Here is a 22,417-nt window from a genome sequence, read left to right on the forward strand (position 1 = left end):
ACGTGCAGGTCCGGGTGGCGGAATGGCAGACGCGCTAGCTTGAGGTGCTAGTGCCCGTATAGGGCGTGGGGGTTCAAGTCCCCCCTCGGACACAGATTTTCCGCATCTATGCGCTGTTTCACGTGTTCGTGTTCAAGGTCGTTTGAACACCTCATCTACCCTCTGGCGTCTCTGCGGGCGACCGCGCTGCCGGGGCGGGGGTGGTCGTGGTGACCGCCTCGTTCGTGCCGCCGGTGATCCCCAAGGTGGTCCCTGGCGGTGCCGGTGCTGGTCCAATGGGTCGGAGTCGACGGCCGCTTCCCGTACCGGCGTTGGAATCCAGATCCCCGCGAGCGACCGACACCGTCTACGCGTTGAGCGCGGTGGACAAAAGCGGCCGAGTCGCCGATCGCAGTATCGTCCGGGTGCTTGGCTGGGGGCCGGGGACCCGGCTGGACATCCGCGAGCAGGCGGGAATCATCGTGGCCCGGACGGCAGTCGATGCTGTCCACTGCATCGGCGATCGTGGTCACCTGCATCTGCCGTTGGCGGTGCGCCGGTGGTGCCGGCTGACGGCGGGGGATCGCGTTCTGCTTGCTGCGGACCCTGCCCCCGGTGTACTGGTGGCCCATCCCCTTGCCGTGCTCGACCGGCTGCTGGCCGACGTGCACGCTGCCGTGGCGGGGGGTGAGGCGGCGTGAGCCAGACCGTCGCTGGCCGGCCGGAGTTGGAGGCTGCCCGGTTACTACTCGAGCGGATGGGCATCTCTCCGGCCGATCTGCTGCAGGTGCGGCCGGCCCGTCCGCTGGCCCCGACGTTCGCCGAGTACGTGCCGGTGGTGGCCGCTGCGGTGTCGCCGGGTACTCGTCGGGCGTACGGTTCGTACTGGAATCGGGTGGTGCAGGCATGGGGGGATCGGCGTATCGACGAACCGCGCCCGTCTGAGATCGAGCAGTTGCGCGCCCAGGTGCAGGCGAACGTGGTGGCGCGACGCAACAATCGCGGCGGCCGATCGGCTGTCGAACATTTGGTGGCCGCGCTGCGGTGCCTGTACCGGCGGGCGGTGGCGGACGGGTACCTGGATGCGGCCGACAACCCGGCGTTGAAGGTGGACAAACCGCGCCGGCTGCCCAGCACCCGGCGAGCGATCGGAGACGTCCGCTTGGCGGAGATCAACGAGGTGGCGGCCAGCACGGGGGATGACCCGGGTCTGGACAGTTTGCTGATCCGGCTGCACACCGAGACGGCCTGCCGTCGTGCCGGGGCGCTGGCGCTGCGCCCACGGGACCTGGACACCGACCAATGTCTGGTCTTCTTGCGGGAGAAGGGCGGCACGTCCCGGTGGCAGCCGGTCTCCCCGACGCTGATGCGGCACCTGCTGGCGCATCACGCCGAGCGGGGTGACGACGACCGGAACGGCAGTCTGCTGCGCTACCGCGATGGTCGGCCGCTGACCTACCGGCGTTACGACCATCTGTGGGCGCGGATCGGGCAGCATCTGCGGTGGGTGCACACCCAGCAGATCAGTACACACTGGCTGCGGCATACCACCCTGACCTGGGTCGAGCGCACCCACGGCCATGCCGTGGCCCGCGCCTACGCCGGCCACACCGACGGCGGCAGTGGGAGCGGCTCGACAGCCACCTACGTACGGGCAACCTTGCACGAGGTCGCGGTGGCTTTGGCCGGTCTGACCGGCGAGGATCATCCCCTCGCCGCGGAAGCCTAGAGATTACCGCCGTATGGCCTCCCTCGACAGTGTCGAGGGAGGCCACCGTTCCTCGTTGAGGTGCCCGGCGCCGGTTATGAATGTACGAGCCACCCCGGTGGAGCCACCCGAAAGCTGAATCTCGTTCGCAGCGTTGATGCTCAACGCCACGTGTTGGCAAGTGGGGCGTCACGGGTGTTGGGGATGTGCGCTGGTTCGCCACGCCTGGCTGTTCGAGGCGGAGCTGGTCTATCGGTACGCGAACGACGAGCGTGAGGCCGGGTACCAGTTTGACTGGCGAGAGCTGTGGCCCTACACGGCAGTGATCCGCCGGCCTCCCCGACGTGATCTCACCCGCTCTTCCCGCCTCCACAGAGGCCTTTCACCCCGTAGACTCCCAGCTCAGGGCACTCGTCGGCCGACGCTAATCGCCTTGGCGCCACCGCCCAGGCGCCTAATCTTGTGGTACGGCATGGGTCGCCTACGCGGGCAGCAACGCGACGGCGGCGACGACCGGTTCCCGCCTCGTCTGAGCTGTCTTGGCCACGCACGGAATTTCCACTTCGCGTTCAGTCAGCTCAGCCTTACTTCGTGCCTTGAAAGCGCCGCGTAGTGTTGCTGAGAGAGTTCGCGTGCATGGCACACTCCTTGTGGCGAGGCATTCCTGAACAACTCCCTCGACCTCTGCTCGTCCGATGCTCACGGATTGACCGCCTGGTTCGGACGCCCTCAGTGCCGCACCCTGCGGAGCGTGTTTGTCCAGAACTGCGGTCACCTCGCGGCGCACCCACGCGAGCTGCTTTCCTCGATCTTCATCCGGCGCGGTCACCCGGCGTTGTTCCACCCGGTGAGCGTCCGACCGGCAAGACCCGTCCAGCACAACCCAGTCGAGACTGTCTTTCGTGCATCGGATACCGAGAACCTTCACGTCCGCCCACCCTACTTGATCACCTGCGCAGGCGGCCCTTAGTCCTCCGTCAGTGGCCGGGCGGTTGCCGTGAGTGTCGATGCCATCTTCCGGCCGCGTCTGGCCGCTGTCTAAGACACGCTTGATGGCGCCCACAGCGATATGAGTGTGTACCAGCGCATCGTTGAGGGGTTCGGCGCCGGGTTTCGAACACCGCATGTCCGCTGTGGCGCACTGCGGCCTGTGTCGCACCTGGGTGACATCCTCAAGGCGTGACTCAGGTCCAGCCCTCCTCGATCGGATCGCGCCAGCGACGGATCGAGGACACCACACGTGGCCGCATCCGGTCGTACCTGCGTTCGAAGGACGATTGGAACCCGGCCCGCGGCTTGAAGAACCTGACCGAGCAGGCGGTCCGCGACTACGAGCACCGAGCCGTGGTCGAGCTGGTGCAGAACGCACACGATGCGCACGATGGCGAAGAGCGGACCGGACGGATCCTGGTCCGGCTCGATCCCGAAGAGGGCGAGCACGGCGTGCTGTACGTGGCGAACACCGGCAACGGCTTCGGCGACAGCAACTTCGACGCGATCAGCGACGTTGCCCGGTCGGACAAGCGGCCCGATGAGGGCATCGGCAACAAGGGCATCGGGTTCAAATCGGTCCTGCAGCTGTCCCGCTCGCCCGAGGTCTATTCGACCTCGACAGACCTTGACGACGCCTACTCTTTCCGCTTCGCCACAGGCCCGGAGCTGCGCAAGCAGCTGATCGGCATCGCCGGCCCCGACATTGCCGGCGAGGTCGCGACATCGAACGCGATGTCTTCCACCTGTGTCTGCCACTCCCTCAGCCGCACCGGCCGGCGGCGGTGGTCGGGCTGCTTGCCGAGGAGTACTCCACAGTAGTGCGACTGCCGCTCAAGAGCGACGACGCCCGCGCGGACGCGATGGCGCAGATGCGCCTGCTTGGCGGGACACCACCGACGCTGCTGTTCTTGCGCCGGATCGCCGAGCTGACCGTCGAGATCGGCGGCCTTCAGCCGGTCCGCGAGACCCTGCGCCGGCGCGAGACGCCGCTGGCCGGCTTCGACGGCGGGGTCTCGGCATCGATCGTGGATCTGGGCCCGGCAGGTCGGTACTTCGTGGCCGATAAGCTGGTCCCCGAGGCGACGCTGGCCGAGGCGATCCGGCGGAGCATCGAGGGCGACCACATTAGCGAGGGCTGGCGGGACTGGCGCGGCGACGCCCACGTGTCGATCGCCGCGACCCTCGGCGACGAGCCCGGCGACCACCGCCTCTACACCCATCTGCCGATGGGGCGGGACGCTCGGGCGCCGCTGGCCGCGCACGTCAACGCGCCGTTCTTCGCCAAGCTTGCCAGGGTCGCTCTCGAACAGTCGGTGCCGCTGAACGACACCTTGCTCGACGAAGTCGCGATGTTGTGCGCCCGGCTGCTGCTCGCGGCGCGCAGCGGCGACGTGCCGATCGATGTGGACACCCTCGCTGACCTGCTCTCCTGGACGGCCGAGGACGCCGGGCGGCTGCGGGACGCGTTCGGCGCCCTCGGCCACGACGCCGCTACCGTGCCGGTGGTGCCGATCGAGGGTGACTCGGGCGCGCGAGCCTCGCTGTCGCAGGTTTTCGCCTGGGATGACGGCGGGCGCAAGGTGCTGACAACCGAGCGGCTGGCCCGGCGCGCGCACGTCCCGTTGCTCCCGGCCGCACTGTCGAAGAGACGCCGGGCCAGCATCGGCGCGACCGCCCGGACGCTTGCCGGCCGGACTCTGACCGCGCCGGATGAGGAGATCGCCGCCTGGGCGGAGCGCATTGCCCAGGGCCTGGCGTCGGCGCCGTTCGACCCAGACGTCTGGATGGCCTTCTACGACGACCTGGCCGGCGCGGTGCGGCAGCGTACGGTCCTGCGCGGCCGTACGATCCTGATCGATGACGACGGCCGGCTGCGCGCCTGCAACAGCGACCGCGGCGGCCCGACCGCGTTCTTCTCCCCGCGCTCGGACGCCGACCCGCCGGATGCCGTCGGCGACGACCTCAAGCCGCCGGAGTCGCTGCGCCACCGGCTGTTCTACGTCACGTCGGCGCTGCCCTGGAACACCCGCACCGGAAGCGCCATCGCCAAGCGGCCCGGTCGCACGCTGCTGGAAGCCGGTCTGGTCCGGGAGTACCGGGCCGCCACGCTGCTCCGGACCATCGGGGAGGAGCTGAAGCGCAGGCCGGACCTGGCCGCCGATGTGCTGCTGTGGACGTACCATTTCGCTACTGGCCTCGCCGATCCACCCTGGCGCGAGATCCGCGAGATGGATCTCCGCGTGCCGTGCCGCGACGGCGATTGGCTCCCCGCGGCTGAGGCCCACCTGTCCAAGGACTGGGGCGGCCCCGAGCCCGCGCTGCTCGACGACCTGCTGCGCCACACCGCCGACGAGTTCCCCGAGATGGCCGCCCTGCGACGCCGGATCCTCGCCGGGCCGGACGCTCCGCCGTTCGCCGGCCACCCCCGAGAGCGGTGGCGGGAGTTCCTTGGTCGCATCGGCGTGCATGCCGGCCTGGTCCCAGATCCCGTGCCGGATTCGCAGATGAACGGGTACGGCGGCGCCTTCGAGGGGAACTACTTCGCCGTCCCGCGCGCTCTAACCGTCGAGACCAGGGAGGTTTGGCGCCGGGCGACGGGCCGCGCTCGACCGCAGGGACGCCGGCCGCAGACCACATATCTCAGCCGCAGCGCGCTCTATCGCCTGGCGGGCCAGGACGACCACGCGCGCTTTCCCGGTCCCGCCCGGATGGCGTACGCGCGGCTGATCGCCCACGGCCTCGCCACCTGGCCAGACGAGACGCTCACGGTGACGGTGCGGCGGTACAACGACGGCACGGACGCCTTCGATCTGCCGACGCCGGCCGCGGCCTTCCTGAGTGAAGCGGACTGGCTGCCGGTCACCGCCCCGCGCGACCGCAGCAACGTCACCTATCGCAAGGCACGAGAGGCCTGGTCAGATCGGGGGGACGCGCTGCCGTTCGCAGCCGTCATCGCGCCCAGGGTCCGCAGCCTGATCCACGCCCACCCGGTCGCTGAGGCACGGGCTGCCCACCTCGGCATCCGCACCTGGGACGACCCGGCCACCGCGGCCGACCGGGTCCTGCTGCTGGCCCAACTGCTCGAGACCGGGCAGGTGCCGGATACGGTGGTGCCCCCGTTCCGCAACGCGTACGAGGACGCTTGGACAGATTTCGTCCGCCACCGCTCCGCCGGAACGCCCCACGAGGGCCAGAGCCGAGCACCGCTGGTGGTCACCCGCGGCACCACCATCGACGTGATCGACCTCGCCGCCGAGGCGGCCACCGATCCTGTGTTCGTGCAGGACACGGACGAGCGGCAACGACTCCGGATGCTCGAGCAGTGCGGACTCCCAGTACTCCGCCTGCGCCGCCCGGAGGCGTCCGCCGTCGCCGACCGGCTGGTCGCGGCGTTCGGCGCTCGGGTGCACCGGGTCTCCGGCGTGCACCCGACGGTCACCGTCGACGGCATCCCGTTCACCCCGTCGGACACGCCGCCGCTGCTGATGCAGCCGGACCAGGACTGGTTCGCTGACCTGGTTGCCGCTGTGATCGACCTGCGAGGGCGCAGCGTCCGGGCCAGTCGAACCGACGTGCTGCGCCGGGCGAACACAATGCTCCGCCGGATCCGCGTCGTAGAGGCCGACCGGATCGAGGCGGGCTTCGGCGGGGCTACGACCGAAGCGCGGCACTTGGCCGTGCCAGACGACGCCCATCCGACTGTCCTGCTACTGCGCTCGCCCGACCGCCAGCGGCTACTGGAACGCGCCACCCCGGCCGTCGGCGAACTGCTCGGTCATCCGTCGCTGGACGAGTCCCTCCGGCTCGCCCTGATCGAGCTGGCCCGGGACGGCTACGGACCCGACCAGTCTCCGTCGCCGGCCGCGATCGCCGACGTCCTCCGCGAAACGGTCGCCAGGGTGGAAGAGGTGCGCGCCGCGATCCGCCGGCCCGACGAGGTCACCCTCGAGGTTCTCGTCCCGCTGGTCGCCACCCTCGACCCGGCCCGCGCGCACGATCTGGACGGCGACGACACGACGGTCACCCCCGGCGAGATCGCGGCATGGCTGTGCGACCGCAGCGACGCCACGGCCACACCGGACGCGCTGCTCCAGGCCGCCACCGAGGGCCTGGACGCGGCTCGGCGGTTGCTGGGCATCGAACTGCGCCCGTTGAATGCGGCGATTCGGGCGCTCGGGGCGCCGTACCATCCTCTGACCGACCCGGAGGGGATCGCCCAGCAGTTTCGGGCCTTCGTCGCCGAGCGCACCGGGCCGATGCTCGATGCCCTGCGGGCGGCCTTCCTCGCCGACTTTCGGGCCGGCCGCCCGCTGGACCGGTACGTCGCGCAGCGGACGCTGGCAACCCTCGGCCCCGATCCGGAGTGGGCGCTGGACTACTTTCCCGCCGTCCCCGTTGCCCGGATGATCGAGCGAGTCAACGCCTGGCTGGCCGCGTCCGGCGCCGGTGATCTCGGCGTTGATGCCGTGCTCGAGCCGCTCGACCGGCTGCGGATTGTCAACCGCACTGCGGCATTGAGCTGGGCCGCCGAGGCCGCCCGGGTCGTCCGGGCGTACGAAACCCAGCGCGGCCTTACCCCGTCCGGCCTGCCGGGTGAGCCAACCGCGGTCGCCGACGCGGCTAGTAGCGCAGGCGTCCTGGACTTCGAGCCAGTCGACGCGGACCGCTTGCTGACCTGGGCCGCGGACACCAAGCTCTGGCCGGCCGGCATGCCCCGCTCCACCGACCTGGGCACGCTCGGCCTGCCCGCCGACGCCCTCGACCTGGCCCGAAAGCAGCAGCGGGAAATCCGCGACCGCCGCGAGCTGGAACGCCGGACCGTCCAGATCGACGGGGTTCTGCTGGTAGCCGACGAGACGAACTACGCACAGATCGCCACGGCCGTCCGGGCGAGCATCACGCCCGAGTTCCGCGCCGCCAATGGTCGCACCTCACTGGAGGCCGCCGAACGCCCGTCGCGCCGTGCACCCGGGTGGGGCGGCCCCGGAACGACCGCCGCCCGGCAGAGCCGGCCGCCGGAGGCCAAATTGGCTGCAATCGGTCTGGCCGGCGAGATCGCGGCGCTGGAGTGGCTCAAGGAGCGCTACCCGAGCCTGAACGAGCTGCAGTGCTGGCATTCCGGCTATCGCAACCAACTGCTCGGCGACGACGGCGGGGACGACACCCTCGGGTACGACATCCTGGTCGAGCAGGGCCGCCGGCGTCTGATGTTTGAGGTCAAGGCATCCGAGAGCGAAGCGTCCGAGTTCCTGCTCACCCCTGCGGAGATCACTCGAGCACGGGGCCTAAGAAAGAATGAACGCTACACGATCCTCTTCATCACGAACGTCTTCCGAGGCGTCGAGCGGCGGATCCATCTTCTGCCCAACCCGTTCGACCCAGCACACAGCGGCGTCTACCGGCCGATCGGCGACGGCGTCCGCTATCGGTTCACCATCGCCTAACCGTGAGCTTGTCGGACAGCCCTTCGCCGTCGGGCGCTGGCGGGCAGTTGTCCCGGCGGCCCTGCCCGTGCAGGTCGTCGGCGAGGGCGCGACGATCTGCCAGACGCGCCGTCAGCCCCGAGGAATTCCGTGAGCGACGACATTTCCATCGACGTGTGAGAGCAGGAAGGCTGGCTGAGCGGGCGCGAAAGCTGGCGCAAACGGCGTTGGGTCTTATGAACGTAGCCAGTCTGCCCGCGGCGGATGATCGTGCTTGCTGGTGTCGGGCCCGGCCAGGGGGTGCGGCTCGCCGGTGAGCCCGGCTAGGGCGGCGGCGACTTCTTGGACTTCGGCGCGCACGTAGGTCATGGTCGTGCCGACGTCGTTCTTGCCGCTGTGTCCGGCGTAGGCGCGGGCCACAGCGTAGCTGCAGGTGCGTTCGACCCAGGTCAGAGTGGTGTGGCGCAGCCAGTGGGTGCTGACCTGCTGCGCCGCGACCCAGGGCAGGTGGGTGCCGATGCGGTGCCACAGGTGGTCGTAGCGGCGGTAGGTCAGTGGCCGACCGTCACGGTAGCGCAGCAGGCTGCCGTTGCGGTCGCTGTCGCCCCGCTCGGCATGGTGGTCCAGCAGGTGCCGCATCAGGGTCGGGGACACCGGCTGCCATCGGGACGTGCCGCCCTTTTCCCGCAGGTAGATGAGGCACTGGTCTGGATCCAGGTCTCGCGGGCGCAGCGCCAGCGCCCCGCCGCGGCGGCAGGCGGTCTCCAGGTGCAGCCGGATTAGCAAGCTGTCCAGGTGCGGGTCGTTACCGGTAGTCGCGGCGATATGGCTGATTGCGGCCAGCTGCGCCTCGGGGAGGGCGCGGCGGGTGCTGGCCAGCCGGCGGGGCTTGGCGACCCTGGCGGCGGGGTTGTCGGCCTCCCGGATCAGCCCATCCATGACGGCGTGCCGGTAGATGCAGCGCATGGCGGCGATCAAGTGTTCGGCCGCGGTGCGGCCACCGCGCGTGTTGCGGCGCACTACCACCGCGCCGCGGATCTCCTCGGCCAGCCGCTTGATCTCCAGGGGCGTCGGCTCGGTGATACGCCGGGTGCCCCAGTGCTGGCAGATACGTTGCCAGTACGAGCTGTAGACCCGGCGGGTGCCGGGTGAGACCGCCTCGGCAACCTGCCACACGTAGTCGTCGAACGTCGGCACCGCCACCGGCGCCGCCGTCGTGTCGGTGAGCAACTGCTCAGGGGCGACACCAAGCTGCTTGAGCAGGCTGCGCAGCGTCTCCATCTGCGCGTGCTGATCCATCGGCCCGGTCATCGCCCGGCCCCGCCGTCGTCTGACTGGCGGTAGAGGACGGCCATGTCGTCCACCGTGGCCATCGGAATCACCAGCAGCTCGCCCCGTCGCCGGTTCGCGGCGACCAGGACCCGATCTCCGGCGGCGATCCGGCACCTGCGGCGTACCGACAGGGGAAGCCGCAGATGGCCCCGCGGGTTGATGTGGACGGTACGACCGGTGCGGGCGACCACAATCGGGCCAGGCTTAACCGCCAACTCCACCGCCTGCCCGGCGGACCAACCCATGAACGTCAACACTGACCGATCGGCCAGCCGCCCATCGCGGTCAACCGGTGTGACCACGCAGCGAATCCCAGCACCGTGCGCAGCAGCTGGCGGCACCAGTATCGGCAGCCCCGGCATGGGCCGCAGCTCCGCGCCGATGCCCGTGTGCCGCAGCGGGGCCGGCTGGGTACTCACCTCAAGCGGCGCATCGTCGACATCGCGCCAGGCGGAGGGGCGGCCTTTCGCTGGAGCGGCGGCACCGCAGCTTGACTCAGTGCCGTGACGCCACGAAGTCGTTGCCGCGTTGTCGGCGACTCGTGCCGAGTCGTCGCTGTAGCTGCGGCGGGGGGTGGCGCGTCGCGACGCGCCACCCCCGACCTGACGCGAGTCGCGGTCAGTCATGGCGACTCCCGTTGGTGAAGACCAGGAGGTCGACGCTGTAGCTCGGACCGTTGTCGCCGACCGGCCAGCCGTGCCGTGCCGCCTCGGCGTCGGCCCGGGTGGCGTAGTACAGGAACTCGTCGCCGTCGCCGTCGCCGGGGCCGGTGACCGCGACGATTTGCAGGATGTGGGTCAGGCCCGCGGCGCGGGCAGCGGGCAGGAGTTCGCTGAGGTGCTCGGCGTAGGTCGTGCCGGGTTCGCCGGGCGCTGCGGAGCTGACGGCGGCGATCGCGCAGGTGTCGGCGGTCATGATGAGCCGGCAGGCGGCGACCAGGTCGGTGATGCTGGCCGGCGTCTGGGTGGTGTGTCGGGGCGGCCACCGCAGGACGACGAGGCTGACGGGTGCGGTGAGCGTGTCGAGGTCTGCGACTGCGCTGGGGTCGGTGATGGACAGGTACGAGCGGGACGTGTGGGCGCTGGCGTGCTCCAGCTGTGGGTCGTTGTCGAAGTCGATGACCGCGTCGCCGCGTCGGGTGTACACGAGGACGAGTCGCTGTGCCAGGCGCGACGCAAGGCGGGAGTCCGGGGCGACGGCGGGTCCGGTGTCGTCGCGGTCGTCGAGCCGCCAGACTGCGATCGGGACATCGCCGCCGATGAGGACTGCGTCGCCGTGGTGTGTCGGTGCGTCGTTGTTGGAGGGGTTCGGGCGTGTCGCGCCGTTCGGCGTGGGGTTGGGCTGAGCAGTCATGTGCGGGTAGCTCCCGCGCTGACTGGCCGTGTTCGCACCTACGAATGGCCTCCGCGGCCCGGGGCAGACCACCGAATCCGATGGCCGGGTACCCAACAGCGCCCAACAACGCGTCCAGGCCTGTTGGGCGGCGCTACCCAACAGTTCGAGGGGATTCGCCCAACAGCTTCTCGGCGTTGACCCAACAGTTTTCGGCGTTGGACAACAGTGTTGGGCGTTGCCCAACAGCGGTTCCGTGCATGCTGTTGGGGTAGCCAACAACCGGCTTCTCGTGGTGAAGCCGGCGGTGGGCGAGGTCCGCGCGGCGGCGGTAGGACGGCCAGGGTCCCCTTGGTATCAGGGATCGATGCGGCGGGCATTCGCGACGCGCGCCTTGAGCTCACCGGCGGCTTCGGCGCCCTCCGCGTTCAGGTCAGCGTGTTTCAGCTGGTACCTGGCCCGGAGCACGGCGACGACGGCCGGGTCCGAGTAGGGAGATCGCCGGCCGGAGCGACTCCGCGATCTAGACCGCCCGGATCAGCCCGGCATGCGGCGGCTCGGGTGCTACGTGCCGACCACCACGGCAGCGCCGCCTGCCACAGCGGTGTGGACCAGGCCGAACACGCCCATGCCGGTCAGGCGCTTTGAGCCGCGCCCGAATGTGGACGGTGTGATCGGGGTTGTAGGCGCACGGGGACACATGCTCGATGTGTCCCCGCAGCTTTCCCGGGAGCGACCACCCGTGGCTGCCGAGGCCGAGAGTTCGTGGACCCGCGGATATTCTCGGGAGTTGCCCCCTGGTCCTGGACACTTGAGCCTTGGATCGTGATGGTCCGGGGAGATCAGGAGTCCCTGACAGATGGTGAACAAGCACTACCCCGCCGAGTTCAAGGCTGACGCGGTCGCGTTGTACCGGTCTCGGCCTGGGGCGACGATCGCGCAGATCGCTGATGATCTCGGGGTCAACCGGGAGACGTTGCGCAGTTGGGTCCGCGCCGATGATCAGCGTCGAGGTGCGGCGGCCGGGCCGGCGGCGCCGCCGGCGGCCGGGTCGGTGGAGGACGAGAACGCCGCGTTGCGGCGCAGGGTCCGCGAGTTGGAGGAGGAACGGGACATTCTGCGGAGGGCGGCCCGGTATTTCGCCGGGGAGACGCGCTGGTGAACCGCTTCCAGTTCGTCGCCGACCATCAGCAGCGCTACGGCGTGAAGCGGTTGTGTCAGGTCATCGGGGTGTCCCGCTCGAGCTTCTACTACTGGCGCTCGGGCGCCGAAGCGCGGGCCGCCCGGGATGCCGCGGACGTCGCTTTGGTGGGCCGGATCCGGGCGGTGCACGCCGAGCATGACGGCACCTACGGAGCACCACGGATCACCGCTGAACTCCGTGATGCCGGTCTGGCGGTCAACCGTAAGCGGGTCGCCCGGGTGATGCGCCGCTTCGGCGTGCAAGGGCTGCGCCTACGGCGGCGCACACGTACGACGGTGCCGGATCCGGCCGCGGCGAAGGCTGCGGACCTGATCGGCCGGGACTTCACCGCCGGCGCCGTCAACCAGCGCTACGTCGGTGACATCACATACATCCCGGTCGGGGAGCGCGGCTTCCTCTACCTGGCCACCGTCCTGGACCTGCACTCCCGGCGCCTGGCCGGCTGGGCGATCGCGGATCACATGCGCACCGACCTGGTCATCGACGCCCTCCGCGCCGCCCAGCGCACCCGGGGCAGCCTGCACGGGGCCATCATCCACACCGATCACGGAGCCCAATACACCTCCCGGGCCTTCGCCGAGGCCTGCACCACGGCAGGGGTCCGGCAGTCGATGAGCGCGGTCGGCAGCTCCGCCGACAACGCCGCCGCAGAGTCGTTCAACGCCACCTTCAAACGCGAAACCCTACAAGGCCGCCGCGCCTTCACCGACGAACGCGAAGCACGACTGACCACGTTCCGCTGGCTGCACCGCTACAACACCCTCCGACGCCACTCCCGCCTCGGACAACAACCACCGATCACCTACGAGAAGAACACCCGGTCAGCGCCAGCTACGCTGGCCCCGGCCGCATAAACCCGTGTCCAGGATCAGGGGTCAAGCCCCCGCCTCGGTGTGGCTTGAGCTGGCCGACCGTGACGATCTCAGCGGAAACCATATCCGCCTCCTGGCCCATCGCGGTGACCCCCAGGTCGTGATTCGTCTGCTGTCGCGCGGGCTGTTGCCGCCGGACGAGGTCGACAGCTTCGACCCACCGGTCGTGGTCGCCATGGCGGGCATCGCGCCGATCCCCGAGGACTGGGCACGGCGGCTCGCCGCCAGCCCAGACCCGGCCATCCGTGGGGCTCTCGCCGCGACCACGCATCTACCAGCCGACGTTGTTGCCGCCCTCGCCGACGACCCGGACCTGGAGGTGGTCGCCGAAGCCGCCAGATCGCCGAAGATCAGCGACACCTTGGCGGACCGGCTCGCAACCCACCCGCATCTGAGCGTGCGCCGAGCACTGGCCTGCAACGAACACGCACCGAGTCACCTCTTCGTCGCGCTGGCCGAGCGCCGCGCGCCGGCCGCAGAACAGTGCCCGGCATGTGACGGCTCCGGCCATTGGCTGGCAGAGCATTGGAGCTGTGACGGCAGGCACCAGGACGCACTGCACGACCTGGACTACGCCCTCACACTCAATCCGCACGCCCGCCGAGACCGTCAGCCGCTTCACCGCGCATCCGTCGATACACGTGCGCTGGCGGCTTGCCGTCCGAACCGACCTGCCGCAGGACGCCTACCGAGCCCTCGCGCAGGATCCGACTCCCGGCATCCGCGGCGACGTAGCCGCGAACCCCGCCATCGACGAAGCACTCATCCGGGCCATGGCCGGCGACACCACCTACGACGTACGCCGGCGCCTCGCTCACAACCCAGCCGTGCCCCTCGATGTCCTCGCCGAGCTGGCCGCATCGGCGAAGATCGGCCCCACCCTGCTGCCGCGCATCGCGGCAGCCACACCCGCCGAGATCAGCGAACTCGCTGCTTCGACGGTCCCGGCCGTGCGGATGCTCCTCGCCGCGCGACACGACCTTCCCAGCCAGATCATCGATCAACTCGCCGACGACCACGACGCCAAAGTGCTCACATCCCTCGCTACGAACCCAGCCTTGAGCGAAGCCCAGCTACGGACGATTGTCGCGGCGCACGGTCCGCGGGTCGCCGCGAAAGCCGCCAGCAACCCGTCCTGTCCGCCAGACCTGCTGATACAGCTTGCCCAGCAGACATCACCGATGCACAAGGCGCTCCGCTGCATCGCCGCGCACCCGAACGCGCCAGCCGAGGCCCTACTTGCCTGCCTGGCCGACGAGCAGGCACGCCGGATCGCCGCGAGCCACCCCGCACTGCCCGCACAGACGATCACCCAGTTGCTCACCGACGCCGACACCATCGTTGCCGCTGCTGCGGCAGCCAATCCGACACTCCCCAAAGCAGTAGTGCACGACCTCGCGGCGGGTGGACCGGCTACGCCGCGATCATCAGCGTCATCGGCTCCGTGACGCCGACAGGCAGTCGACCGTCGTCGGTGGAAATATGGGCGGCGAGCGCATCGACCGGTCGGGCAAACTGGCCGCCGTGCATGCACGTACCGTCGCCGAGCTGTCCGACCTCGTCGCCTCCGGCGAGAGGGTGAAGTTCCTGCACTTCTGGGGCCACAAACCGCAGCGGGATGGCAGCATCGGCGCCGGCTGCTTGAGCCAGTGGTGGCACGCCCCATTCACCGTCGGCGGGCGCGAGTTCGCCACCGCCGAGCACTACATGATGTGGTCCAAAGCGACGCTGTTCGGCGACACTGACGTGGCCGAACAGGTCCTGACCGCATCGCACCCGCACCGGGCCAAGACGCTGGGACGGCAGGTCCGCGGCTTCGATCAGGCCGTGTGGGAGGCTCGGCGGTACGCGATCGTGGTCACCGGCAGCGTCGCCAAGTTCGGACACCATGCCGACCTGCGGTCGTACCTGCTCGGCACAGGCGACCGGATCCTCGTGGAAGCCAGCCCGGTGGACCGGATCTGGGGAATCGGGCTCGCCGCTGACGATCCGCGGGCCGGCGATCCGGCACAGTGGCAGGGCAAGAACCTGCTCGGCCTCGCGCTCATGGACGCCCGCGATCAGCTACGCCAGGACAGCCAGTGATCGACACGCCATCTGTGCGGAATGCCCGCGACGAGGCTCTACTCGCGGCGTGAATCGATGGAAAGACGCCGAGGGTTCGCCGTCGTGGTCGCGGTGTGGAGGCTGGGCTGCGGTTCGCGTTCTACGGGCGGGTCTCGACCAATGACTACCAAGACGCGGTGTCCTCGCGCCGCTGGCAACTCGACACGTCGCCGCCGAACTCGTCGCCGGCCGTGGACGGATCGTGGCGCAGTTCTTCGACGTCGGCTACACCCGCGATCTGTCATAGGCCGCCCGGCCGCAGGCGGCGGCACTACTCGCCGCGGTAGCCGACCCTGATCGTGGTTTCGAGGCGATCGTGATCGGCGAGTACGCGCGAGCGTTCTCCGGCGGACAACTCCGTCACCTGGCGGTGTTGTTGCCAGGGCCCCGGCAAAGTCGCGGGGTGTCCGGCTTGATGGGGTTGGTGTAGACGCGCCTTTGCTGGTGGTAGCAGGGCGGGCATGACCGGTTCAGATGATCATCGAGGTTCTCTACGCCTTGTTGATCGTCCGAAGTGAGTCATGCCCGCCCTGCCATCATCGCTGATCTCGTCTGTGTCCGATGCACCGGCTGTGACCGTGGCCGAAGCCGCTGCTGGGCTGCCCGCCGCGTTGGCGGAGTTGCCGGATCCCCGTGCCCGCCGCGGGGTGCGGCACCGGTTGACGGTCGTCGTCACTGCGGCCGTGTGTGCCATGGTGGCCGGCTACCGCTCGTACGCCGCGATCGCCGAGTGGATCGCTGACGTGCCGGCCGCGACCGCACTCGCTTTGGGTATCGCCCCGGACCGGCGCCCGTCGGAGGCGATGATCCGTCGGTTGTTGCAGGTACTGGACCCGGACCTGCTCACCGCCGCTATCAGCGGCTGGCTCGCCAGCCGGAGCGCAGCCACGCCACCGGCGGGCAGGCGAGCGATCGCCGTGGACGGCAAAACGCTACGCGGCTCCCGCACCACCGACGCCCCGGCCCGGCATGTCCTCGCGGCCTGCGACCAGGCCACCGGAGTGGTCCTGGCCAGCACGGACGTGGACGGCAAGACGAACGAGATCACCCGGTTCCAGCCACTGCTGGACCAGATCAGCGACCTCCGCGACGCGGTGATCACCGTCGACGCGTTGCACTGCCAGCGCGACCACGTCGCCTACCTCGCGCAACGCGGCGCCCACTGGATCCTGACCGTCAAGGCCAACCAGCCCAGCCTGCACGCCCAACTCGCCGGCCTGCCCTGGCGAGCCGTCCCCGACGCCACCCGCGACACCGACCGTGGACACGGCCGACGCGAGATCCGCACCCTCAAGATCCTCACGATCTCCACCGGGATCGACTTCCCACACGCCGCCCAGGCCCTACAGATCCGCCGCCGCAGACACCGCCTCGACCAGCCGAAACGCTTCACCACCGAAACCGTCTACGCGATCACCGACCTCCGCGTCCACCAGGCCAAACCCGCCCAGCTGGCCGGCTGGATCCGCGATCACTGGTCGATCGAGAACAAGGTCCACTGGGTACGAGACGTCACCTACGACGAAGACCGCTCCCAGATCCGCACCGGCACCGGACCCCAAGTCATGGCCGCCCTCCGCAACGCCGCCATCGGCGCACTCCGCACCGCCGGCGTCACCAACATCGCCGCCGCAAACCGGCATCACGCCCGCGACAGCACCCGCCCCTTGGCCCTACTCGGCATCACCTGACGACTTTGCCGGGGCCCTGCCTCGAAGGCCCTCCGGATCAGGTCATCCACGTTGGCCTTCGCCTGCCGGCGGCATCCCGCAAAGTGCGAGGCAGCGAGGTGCCGGACGAAGCGGTCCAGTGCCCCGTTGACCGGCGGCGTGTACGGGCGGCCCCGCGCCTGCTCGGACACGTCAACCAGATCCGCGCTGAGAGCCGCATCATGCAGCCACTCGGCACGTTCGGTGTCTTCCGGATAGCCCAACACGGCGAACAGCGACTCGACCTCGCGTTCGAGGGATTCCACTTCCTGCTCGATCTCGACCGCCAGGTCTTCGAGCTCGCCGACCCCTCGGCGGCACCGTGATCGGATGTCCTCGCGCAGCGCGGTCAACCGGAGCTCGGCTCCGCCTTCCGCGATCGAGGCGACTATCAGGCGCTCGAGCGTCCCGAAGTTCGACCAGCGATCGAGGTAGTCCTTCCCGAACTCCTCCCGCTCGTGGTGGAAGCCCTCCTGGGCTGGGCCGCGGAAGGGGGTCGCGGCGCGCGCGAACAAGGCCCGCCGGCTGTGGATCGCAACGACCGGTGTGTCGGGCAACCCGATCTGTACGAACTGGGTCCGAATATTGTCGGCGTGTTGGCGAACCGATTCGGACAGATTCCTGCGGCGAGCCTCGGGAACCTTGGCGGGGTGGCGCCAGCGCGCGTTGCGGACGTTGAGGACCGCCACTGCCGGCTTTCCGTGGTCGCGGACCCAGGCGGCGATCTTCTCGAACTCCATCGCCTGCTGATTCAGGCTGTCGAAGCACAGAAGCACGATGTCGGCGATCTCGACTGCATTGCGAGCCCTGTCCTCGAGAACGTCGCGGCTCTCGGTCCGTCCCCAGCCATTGATCCCAGGTGTGTCGAACAGCCGGCAATCCCGCCACTCAATGGGGCGCGCCTCGGTGGTCCAGTCGCTGGCACCCCATGGGGAGACATACTCCCCGTCGAGCCGGCCGAACACCGACAGCAGGGTGCTCTTTCCGACACCGGAACGCCCGAAGAATGCGATGTTGAACGACCCGAGCGACTCGCGCTCACGATCGAGGTGACGCCGTAGCCCCGCCGGAAACCCACGAGCGAAGTCGTCCAGCCGGGTGATCAGGCCGGATGAGGACGGCGCGACGCGCTGCCCTTGCGCAAATGCGCCGACCAGGTCGTCCGTGATGTCATCCAGGCGCGTCAGTTCCGCGTGTCCCTGCTCGACGGCCGATCGAACGGCCTCCTCGAGCGACACCACCTCTGTCGTCAACTCGTCATCACTTTCCGCTGACAGGCCCGTCACGGCGCGAACGCGTCGCCAACTCCCCGGCGAAATGCTTGCCGAGAAATTTTCGTCCAGACCTTCTCACGATCGGTCGCGTCCACGGAAGTGGTGTACGACCTGGCCCCGATGGGGGTGTTGCGTAGATGAGAGACGGCCACCGCGTCGTGAGAACCTCCACCTTCTTACGTGGCAGTCAGATCGAGGCCGCGCAGGGCGAAGAACCCAACGGGGTCAACAGCGTTGGACTCGGTCGCGGGCTGGCCAGTGTGGGTTTCCAGGTGCAGGTGTGGTCCAGAGGAGTGGCCGCTGCTGCCGACCTGCCCGACGACCTGGCCGACGGCAACCTGTTGGCCCACGTCGACCGACGGGCGGCGGACCATGTGGCAGTAGCGGGTAACGGTCGAGTCGGGATGCAACAGCTCGACATACCAGCCACAGCCACGGACATTGACCGGATCGCCGTCCACGTCGCAGGAGTACGGGTCTCCGTCGAGCAGGTGGGCGTTGCAGACCACGCGGATGACCAGGCCGGACGCTGCGGCGTGGATCGGGGTGCCCTTGGGTGCGGCGATGTCGACGCCGTCGTGGCCGGGCCGCTGCGCGCTACGGAAGCCGGACACCAGGGTTCCCTGGACCGGTTTCATCCAGCCGCCGACGCTGATGCACTGCTCACCTGGGCCGGCCGTACCGCCGCCGGGTTGGCCGGAGGCGAGCCCGACGAGGATGCTCGCGTCGCCCTCCCACTTGTCGTAGGCGTCGGGGTAGGCCGAAAGCTGAACCCGTTGCGCGGCAACGGTCAGCGGCATTGCCTGCCAGCCGGGAACGGTGGCAAGCTTGCGGTAGAACGCGCCCGCCGCGTACTCAGGGTTCATGATCTGCGCGGGGGTGCCCCAGCCCTGGCTGGGCCGTTGCTGGAACAGGCCGAGCGAGTCGTGGTCGTTGTTCTCGCCGAGGTTGCCGAGGTTGCGTAGTCCGGATTCCTGTAGCGCGGTGGCGACGGCGATGATCTGTCCGCGGACGGGGATGCCGTCCTGGACGCCGACGGTGACGATGATCTGGGCGTGGTGCAGTTGCTCGGCGTCGTAGCGGCCGGTGGTGCCGCTCGGGGTGGTGATGACCGAGCAGGCCGACGCGGCACCGGTGAGGGTGGCCACTGCGGCGACGCACAGGAACGCGACGGCGAGGACGACGGCGCCGATGGTGGCGATGGCGCGGCTGTTCATGGCCGGCGCCGGAGCGTGAGTGCGGACATGGCAGTTTCCCTTCGAAATGGTGCGCCGGCGGCGATCTGCCGCGGACGCCGGACGGTTCCGGCACGGGCCTCGAAGGGGTGCGCCGGTGGCGGGACACGGGTGTGTTCCGCCACCGGCGGCGGATGGTCTACGAGGCGGATGCCGGATGGTGCGGTACGTGGCCGTTGGTGGTGGTGGCCAGCTGGGCGATCCGGTCGATCAAGGTCAGCGGCGAGTCGAGCAGGCCGCTGTTCCCGGTGCGGCGGATCCACTGGACCTGCCGCAGGGAGATGCCGTGCCGCTGCGCGAACTCGGCCGGCTCGATATCTGGGTCGGCCTTGAGTTCGGCCCACAGTTGCCGCCACCGGTCGTAGGACGCCTGGTCCTGCGGCACGCGGCGCAGCACGTCGGCGGGCGGCATCGGCCCGGCCAACGCGCGCGGCGCCGCAGGTTTCCGTTTGACGTCCGGGTCGGCGTCGCCGTCGGGCGAAGCTGGGGGTAGCAGGTCGGCGCCGATGACGCGGGCCCAGCCAGGCACGTCGGCCTGGGCTTCGAGGGCGGCGGCGACCGCGTCGAGGTCGAGGGTGGTGGCGGCGATGTCGGCGCGGACCGGGTCGTCGTGCCGGGACCGGATCAGCGTCTCGACGTGGGTGGCGAGGGCGACGCGGCGCTTTTCGTCGCGTAGTTGCTGACGGGCGGCGTCGAGGGATTCGTGCAGCGGGAGGCGGTGTGCGAGGGCGAGGGAGCGGGCGCGGCGGGTGACGGCCGGCTCGCGCCACCATTGGGCGAGGCCGTAGACCGGCGCGGTGTCGGCGAGTTTCCCGGCGGCCCTCAGCGCGTCGCGGCGGCGGGCGGCGCTGTGCATCTGCCACACCGAGTAGGCGAAGACGCCGAGGCCGCCGAAGACGGCGGCCAGGTAGGGCACATCGTGGTGGCCGATGACGTTGATAGCGACACCGACGGTCACCGACACGGCGGACAGGACTCGCCACCCGTAGGCGGCCTCGCCGAGGCGCTGCCGCCAGTCGGCGAGCACGGCCGTGACGACACCGCCAAGGTCGATCACAGCGGCGAACGGGGCAACGAGGGCGGCTCGCCACCACCAATCGAGGCCGTCCGGCCAGGGCGGGGTCTGCACGCCGACCCAGATCTGGCCGATGGTGGAGCCGAGGGCGGCGATGACGTAGAAGATCCACGCGGCGTGCTCAGCGGCTCGGCCGTGCGGGCCGTCGCCGAGCTTGGCGGTGAGGTTCATCGCTCGCCCGCCGCCGGCGGGGTCGTCGTGGACGTGAGGGCCATGGGGTTCCTCCTGCGTATGCGAAGAGGCCCAGCGCCACGGTGCGGGACGCTGGGCCACGTGGGCGTGTGCGTCCCGCCGGGGACGGTCACCAGCAGCCGGTGTCCGTCGAGAAGCGGGGATGGTGGATCAGGTGTCCTTCGCTGGCCCGCATCGCGTCGATGGTGGCGATGACGGCGTTGTCGGACATGAAGGTGTGGGCGGTCACGACGCGTCCCGCCACGTCCAGTGCTCGCCGGTGCCGTTGTAGCCGCTGCGGAACCCGCGGCGCACCACCGTGCCGGCCTCGTCGACGATCTGGACCTGCCAGTACACGCCGAGACCGCGTAGTTCCCGAAGCACGAGTCGCTCGATCTGGTCAACGCTGATGAACGGGGTTCCCACCCCGGCAGGGACGTCCGCGTCGGCATCGAGGGTCGGCCCGCCGTGCAGGCACTTGTGGCCCCGAACCGAGACGTACAGCAGGCGCAGCATCACGCCTCCCGCCGCGTCGAGCCCGGCTGCGCCGGCGTCCCATCCGGGCACTGGTGGTGCGGCGACGGTCCGTCGTCGGCGGTGTGGTGGATAGTGTGGATATCGACGGGGTCGACGACGTCCCACTTCCAGCCGAAGCCGACGCGGTAGCGGCCGTCCTTGTCCGGGGCGATGACATCGACGAGCGCGGGGTCGCTGTGCAGGACGCGGCTGTCGACCACGACCAGGCTGCCCAGCCACGACACCGACGCCATGCGCTGTAGCGCGTCGAGCCACGCCTCGTCGAGATGGGCGCCGGCGGCGACCGACGCGGCGATCGCCGCCGTCATCTCGGCGTGGTGGCTGTCGACGATCGCGCGCATCACCTGCAGCGTCACCGTGAAGACCTCCCAGCCGTTCCACCTCCCGGCCGGGATGCCGGCGAACCCTTCCCGGTAGCGGTGCTGGCAGGACAGGTCGGTGTTCTCCAACCAGTCACCGCTGAAAACGTGCGTGGGGCGGCTCGTGCTCATCGCGCCACCGCCGTGGCTCCGGCCGACGAACGGGTCAGTGCGGCGTTGAGCCGGCGCAGCCCGCGCCGTTCCAAGTCCCGGATGGTCTGCGAGCTGCGGCCCATGACGGCGGCGGCGAGATCGCGGGGGTAGCCGTCGAGGTAGCGCAGCCGGATCGCCGTTCGCTGGTTGTTAGTCAGGCGGGCCATGCCGGCCACGAACGCCATCCTCCTGCTCACGGTGAGCGTGCGAGGCACCGGCGCCGGGGCGATGGCGGCTCGGTCGTTGATCTCGTGGGCGGCGCGCAGGTAGCGGCGGGCGGCCCAGCCGTGCCGGGTACAGGCGCGAGCGGTCAGCCGGAGGATTCGGCCGGTCACGTCCTGCGGTGCGGACGCCAGTTCGGTGAGCGCGTCGGCGAAGGCGTCGTGCACGACGTCGGGGATCGCGTCGCGGTCACGCAGCCGGACGGCCAGGTACCGGGTGACCAGGTCGAGGTGCTGGGCGTGGAGCCGGCCGAACGCGTCGCGGTCGCCGTTCTGGGCGCGGCGCAGCAGGTCGAGGGTGGCCGGCGAGGTCTCGCGGCGGCGCCGCGCGGGGCGGCGGGTGTGTGCCATGACGGAGCTCCATTTCTCACGATCGAAATTTGGGTCCGGGCACGGCGTGTTGGCCGTGCCCGGAGGTGGTGCCGGTGGCCGGGCGACGGCCAGGTGAAGCGGTGTCGCGATGACGAGATGGTGGGTGCCTGGGGCCTCGGCGATTGGACTGGTCAGGTCCCGGTTAGGTCCGCTGGGTGCGGTGGCCCGCATTCAGGCGAGGGCCTGTTCGGCCTCGGCGCAGGTCATCCGCGTTGACGGCGACGGCCCACCAGGCGCGTTGGTGGGTCACGCTGACGCTGGGCAGTCGACGACCACGACCCGCGACCGGTAGGGGCTGATCGTTGTGCCAGTTGCCAATGACGGCGTAGCCGTGAGGGCGAGCTGGTTCTCCCTATCCGCGG

At 69.8% G+C, this 22,417-nt stretch carries 17 protein-coding genes and 1 tRNA gene; 9 read left to right on the top strand and 9 right to left on the bottom strand.

Going from position 1 to position 22,417, the window contains the following annotated elements; all coding sequences use genetic code 11:
- Positions 1-8: 8 nt before the first annotated feature.
- From GKC29_RS14695 to GKC29_RS14715, 5 genes are all read left to right on the top strand, one after another.
- Positions 9-92: transfer RNA gene (locus tag GKC29_RS14695), tRNA-Leu, on the top strand.
- A 261-nt stretch (positions 93-353) separates the two neighbouring features.
- Positions 354-680, top strand: coding sequence for an AbrB/MazE/SpoVT family DNA-binding domain-containing protein (locus GKC29_RS14700; RefSeq protein WP_155331374.1), 327 nt, complete (start codon positions 354-356; stop codon positions 678-680).
- Positions 677-1,708, top strand: a complete 1,032-nt coding sequence (locus GKC29_RS14705; RefSeq protein ID WP_230689033.1) for a site-specific integrase — start codon at positions 677-679, stop codon at positions 1,706-1,708. The genes GKC29_RS14700 and GKC29_RS14705 overlap by 4 nt, the downstream gene beginning before the upstream one ends.
- A 1,158-nt stretch (positions 1,709-2,866) precedes the next feature.
- The gene (locus GKC29_RS14710; protein WP_155331375.1) at positions 2,867-3,499 is read left to right on the top strand and encodes an ATP-binding protein; all 633 of its coding nucleotides are present in this window, start codon (positions 2,867-2,869) and stop codon (positions 3,497-3,499) included.
- Positions 3,499-8,124 carry a protein NO VEIN domain-containing protein gene (locus GKC29_RS14715; RefSeq protein WP_155331376.1) on the top strand — a complete coding sequence of 1,542 codons (4,626 nt, stop codon included), beginning with the start codon at positions 3,499-3,501 and terminating at the stop codon, positions 8,122-8,124. Before GKC29_RS14710 ends, GKC29_RS14715 begins: the two co-directional genes overlap by 1 nt.
- A gap of 213 nt (positions 8,125-8,337) precedes the next feature.
- Here GKC29_RS14715 and GKC29_RS14720 read toward each other — a convergent pair whose 3' ends face one another.
- From GKC29_RS14720 to GKC29_RS14730, 3 genes are read right to left on the bottom strand one after another with little or no spacing between them, the layout of a single operon-like run.
- Entirely contained in the window at positions 8,338-9,402 is a 1,065-nt protein-coding gene (locus tag GKC29_RS14720) for a site-specific integrase (RefSeq protein WP_230689034.1), read from the bottom strand.
- Between the two features lie 8 nt (positions 9,403-9,410).
- Complete coding sequence (locus tag GKC29_RS14725) at positions 9,411-10,061, bottom strand: hypothetical protein (protein WP_155331378.1); 651 nt, start codon at positions 10,059-10,061, stop codon at positions 9,411-9,413.
- On the bottom strand, positions 10,054-10,788 hold the full coding sequence (locus GKC29_RS14730) for a hypothetical protein (protein ID WP_155331379.1): 735 nt from the start codon (positions 10,786-10,788) through the stop codon (positions 10,054-10,056). Before GKC29_RS14730 ends, GKC29_RS14725 begins: the two co-directional genes overlap by 8 nt.
- A gap of 838 nt (positions 10,789-11,626) precedes the next feature.
- Between GKC29_RS14730 and GKC29_RS14735 the strand changes: the two genes are divergently transcribed.
- From GKC29_RS14735 to GKC29_RS14750, 4 genes are all read left to right on the top strand, one after another.
- Positions 11,627-12,825 (top strand): IS3 family transposase gene (locus GKC29_RS14735; protein ID WP_155331380.1). Its coding sequence is split into 2 segments (ribosomal slippage): positions 11,627-11,915 and positions 11,915-12,825, totalling 1,200 coding nucleotides; the frame shifts between segments, so codons are not numbered across the junction.
- 551 nt (positions 12,826-13,376) lie between these two features.
- Positions 13,377-14,291, top strand: a complete 915-nt coding sequence (locus GKC29_RS14740; protein WP_155331381.1) for a hypothetical protein — start codon at positions 13,377-13,379, stop codon at positions 14,289-14,291.
- A gap of 34 nt (positions 14,292-14,325) precedes the next feature.
- Entirely contained in the window at positions 14,326-14,928 is a 603-nt protein-coding gene (locus tag GKC29_RS14745; RefSeq protein ID WP_155331382.1) for an NADAR family protein, read from the top strand.
- Positions 14,929-15,521: 593 nt separating this feature from the next.
- On the top strand, positions 15,522-16,640 hold the full coding sequence (locus GKC29_RS14750) for an ISAs1 family transposase (RefSeq protein ID WP_230689035.1): 1,119 nt from the start codon (positions 15,522-15,524) through the stop codon (positions 16,638-16,640).
- On the opposite strand, the gene GKC29_RS14755 is transcribed toward GKC29_RS14750, so the two are convergent.
- The 6 genes from GKC29_RS14755 to GKC29_RS14780 form a co-directional block, all read right to left on the bottom strand.
- The gene (locus GKC29_RS14755) at positions 16,592-17,944 is read right to left on the bottom strand and encodes a GTPase (protein ID WP_230689036.1); all 1,353 of its coding nucleotides are present in this window, start codon (positions 17,942-17,944) and stop codon (positions 16,592-16,594) included. The two genes, GKC29_RS14750 and GKC29_RS14755, sit on opposite strands and share 49 nt — an antisense overlap.
- Before the next feature lie 164 nt (positions 17,945-18,108).
- Positions 18,109-19,149, bottom strand: a complete 1,041-nt coding sequence (locus GKC29_RS14760; RefSeq protein WP_155331383.1) for a M23 family metallopeptidase — start codon at positions 19,147-19,149, stop codon at positions 18,109-18,111.
- A 157-nt stretch (positions 19,150-19,306) separates the two neighbouring features.
- Positions 19,307-20,413, bottom strand: a complete 1,107-nt coding sequence (locus GKC29_RS14765; protein ID WP_155331384.1) for a hypothetical protein — start codon at positions 20,411-20,413, stop codon at positions 19,307-19,309.
- 246 nt (positions 20,414-20,659) lie between these two features.
- Positions 20,660-20,929, bottom strand: coding sequence for a hypothetical protein (locus GKC29_RS14770; protein ID WP_155331385.1), 270 nt, complete (start codon positions 20,927-20,929; stop codon positions 20,660-20,662).
- The gene (locus GKC29_RS14775; protein ID WP_155331386.1) at positions 20,929-21,441 is read right to left on the bottom strand and encodes a hypothetical protein; all 513 of its coding nucleotides are present in this window, start codon (positions 21,439-21,441) and stop codon (positions 20,929-20,931) included. Before GKC29_RS14775 ends, GKC29_RS14770 begins: the two co-directional genes overlap by 1 nt.
- Positions 21,438-22,034: an RNA polymerase sigma factor gene (locus GKC29_RS14780; RefSeq protein ID WP_155331387.1), complete on the bottom strand. Its 597-nt coding sequence runs from the start codon at positions 22,032-22,034 to the stop codon at positions 21,438-21,440. Before GKC29_RS14780 ends, GKC29_RS14775 begins: the two co-directional genes overlap by 4 nt.
- Between the last annotated feature and the right edge of the window lie 383 nt (positions 22,035-22,417).

The organism is Micromonospora sp. WMMC415 (genome assembly GCF_009707425.1).
Classification (GTDB): Bacteria; Actinomycetota; Actinomycetes; order Mycobacteriales; family Micromonosporaceae; genus Micromonospora.

Coding starts and splice junctions, on each gene's coding strand:
- GKC29_RS14720 (WP_230689034.1), bottom strand. CDS start 9,402: ATGGATCAGCACGCGCAGATGGAGACGCTGCGCAGCCTGCTCAAGCAG.
- GKC29_RS14725 (WP_155331378.1), bottom strand. CDS start 10,061: ATGACTGACCGCGACTCGCGTCAGGTCGGGGGTGGCGCGTCGCGACGC.
- GKC29_RS14730 (WP_155331379.1), bottom strand. CDS start 10,788: ATGACTGCTCAGCCCAACCCCACGCCGAACGGCGCGACACGCCCGAAC.
- GKC29_RS14745 (WP_155331382.1), top strand. CDS start 14,326: ATGGGCGGCGAGCGCATCGACCGGTCGGGCAAACTGGCCGCCGTGCAT.
- GKC29_RS14760 (WP_155331383.1), bottom strand. CDS start 19,149: ATGAACAGCCGCGCCATCGCCACCATCGGCGCCGTCGTCCTCGCCGTC.
- GKC29_RS14765 (WP_155331384.1), bottom strand. CDS start 20,413: ATGAACCTCACCGCCAAGCTCGGCGACGGCCCGCACGGCCGAGCCGCT.
- GKC29_RS14770 (WP_155331385.1), bottom strand. CDS start 20,929: ATGCTGCGCCTGCTGTACGTCTCGGTTCGGGGCCACAAGTGCCTGCAC.
- GKC29_RS14775 (WP_155331386.1), bottom strand. CDS start 21,441: ATGAGCACGAGCCGCCCCACGCACGTTTTCAGCGGTGACTGGTTGGAG.
- GKC29_RS14780 (WP_155331387.1), bottom strand. CDS start 22,034: ATGGCACACACCCGCCGCCCCGCGCGGCGCCGCCGCGAGACCTCGCCG.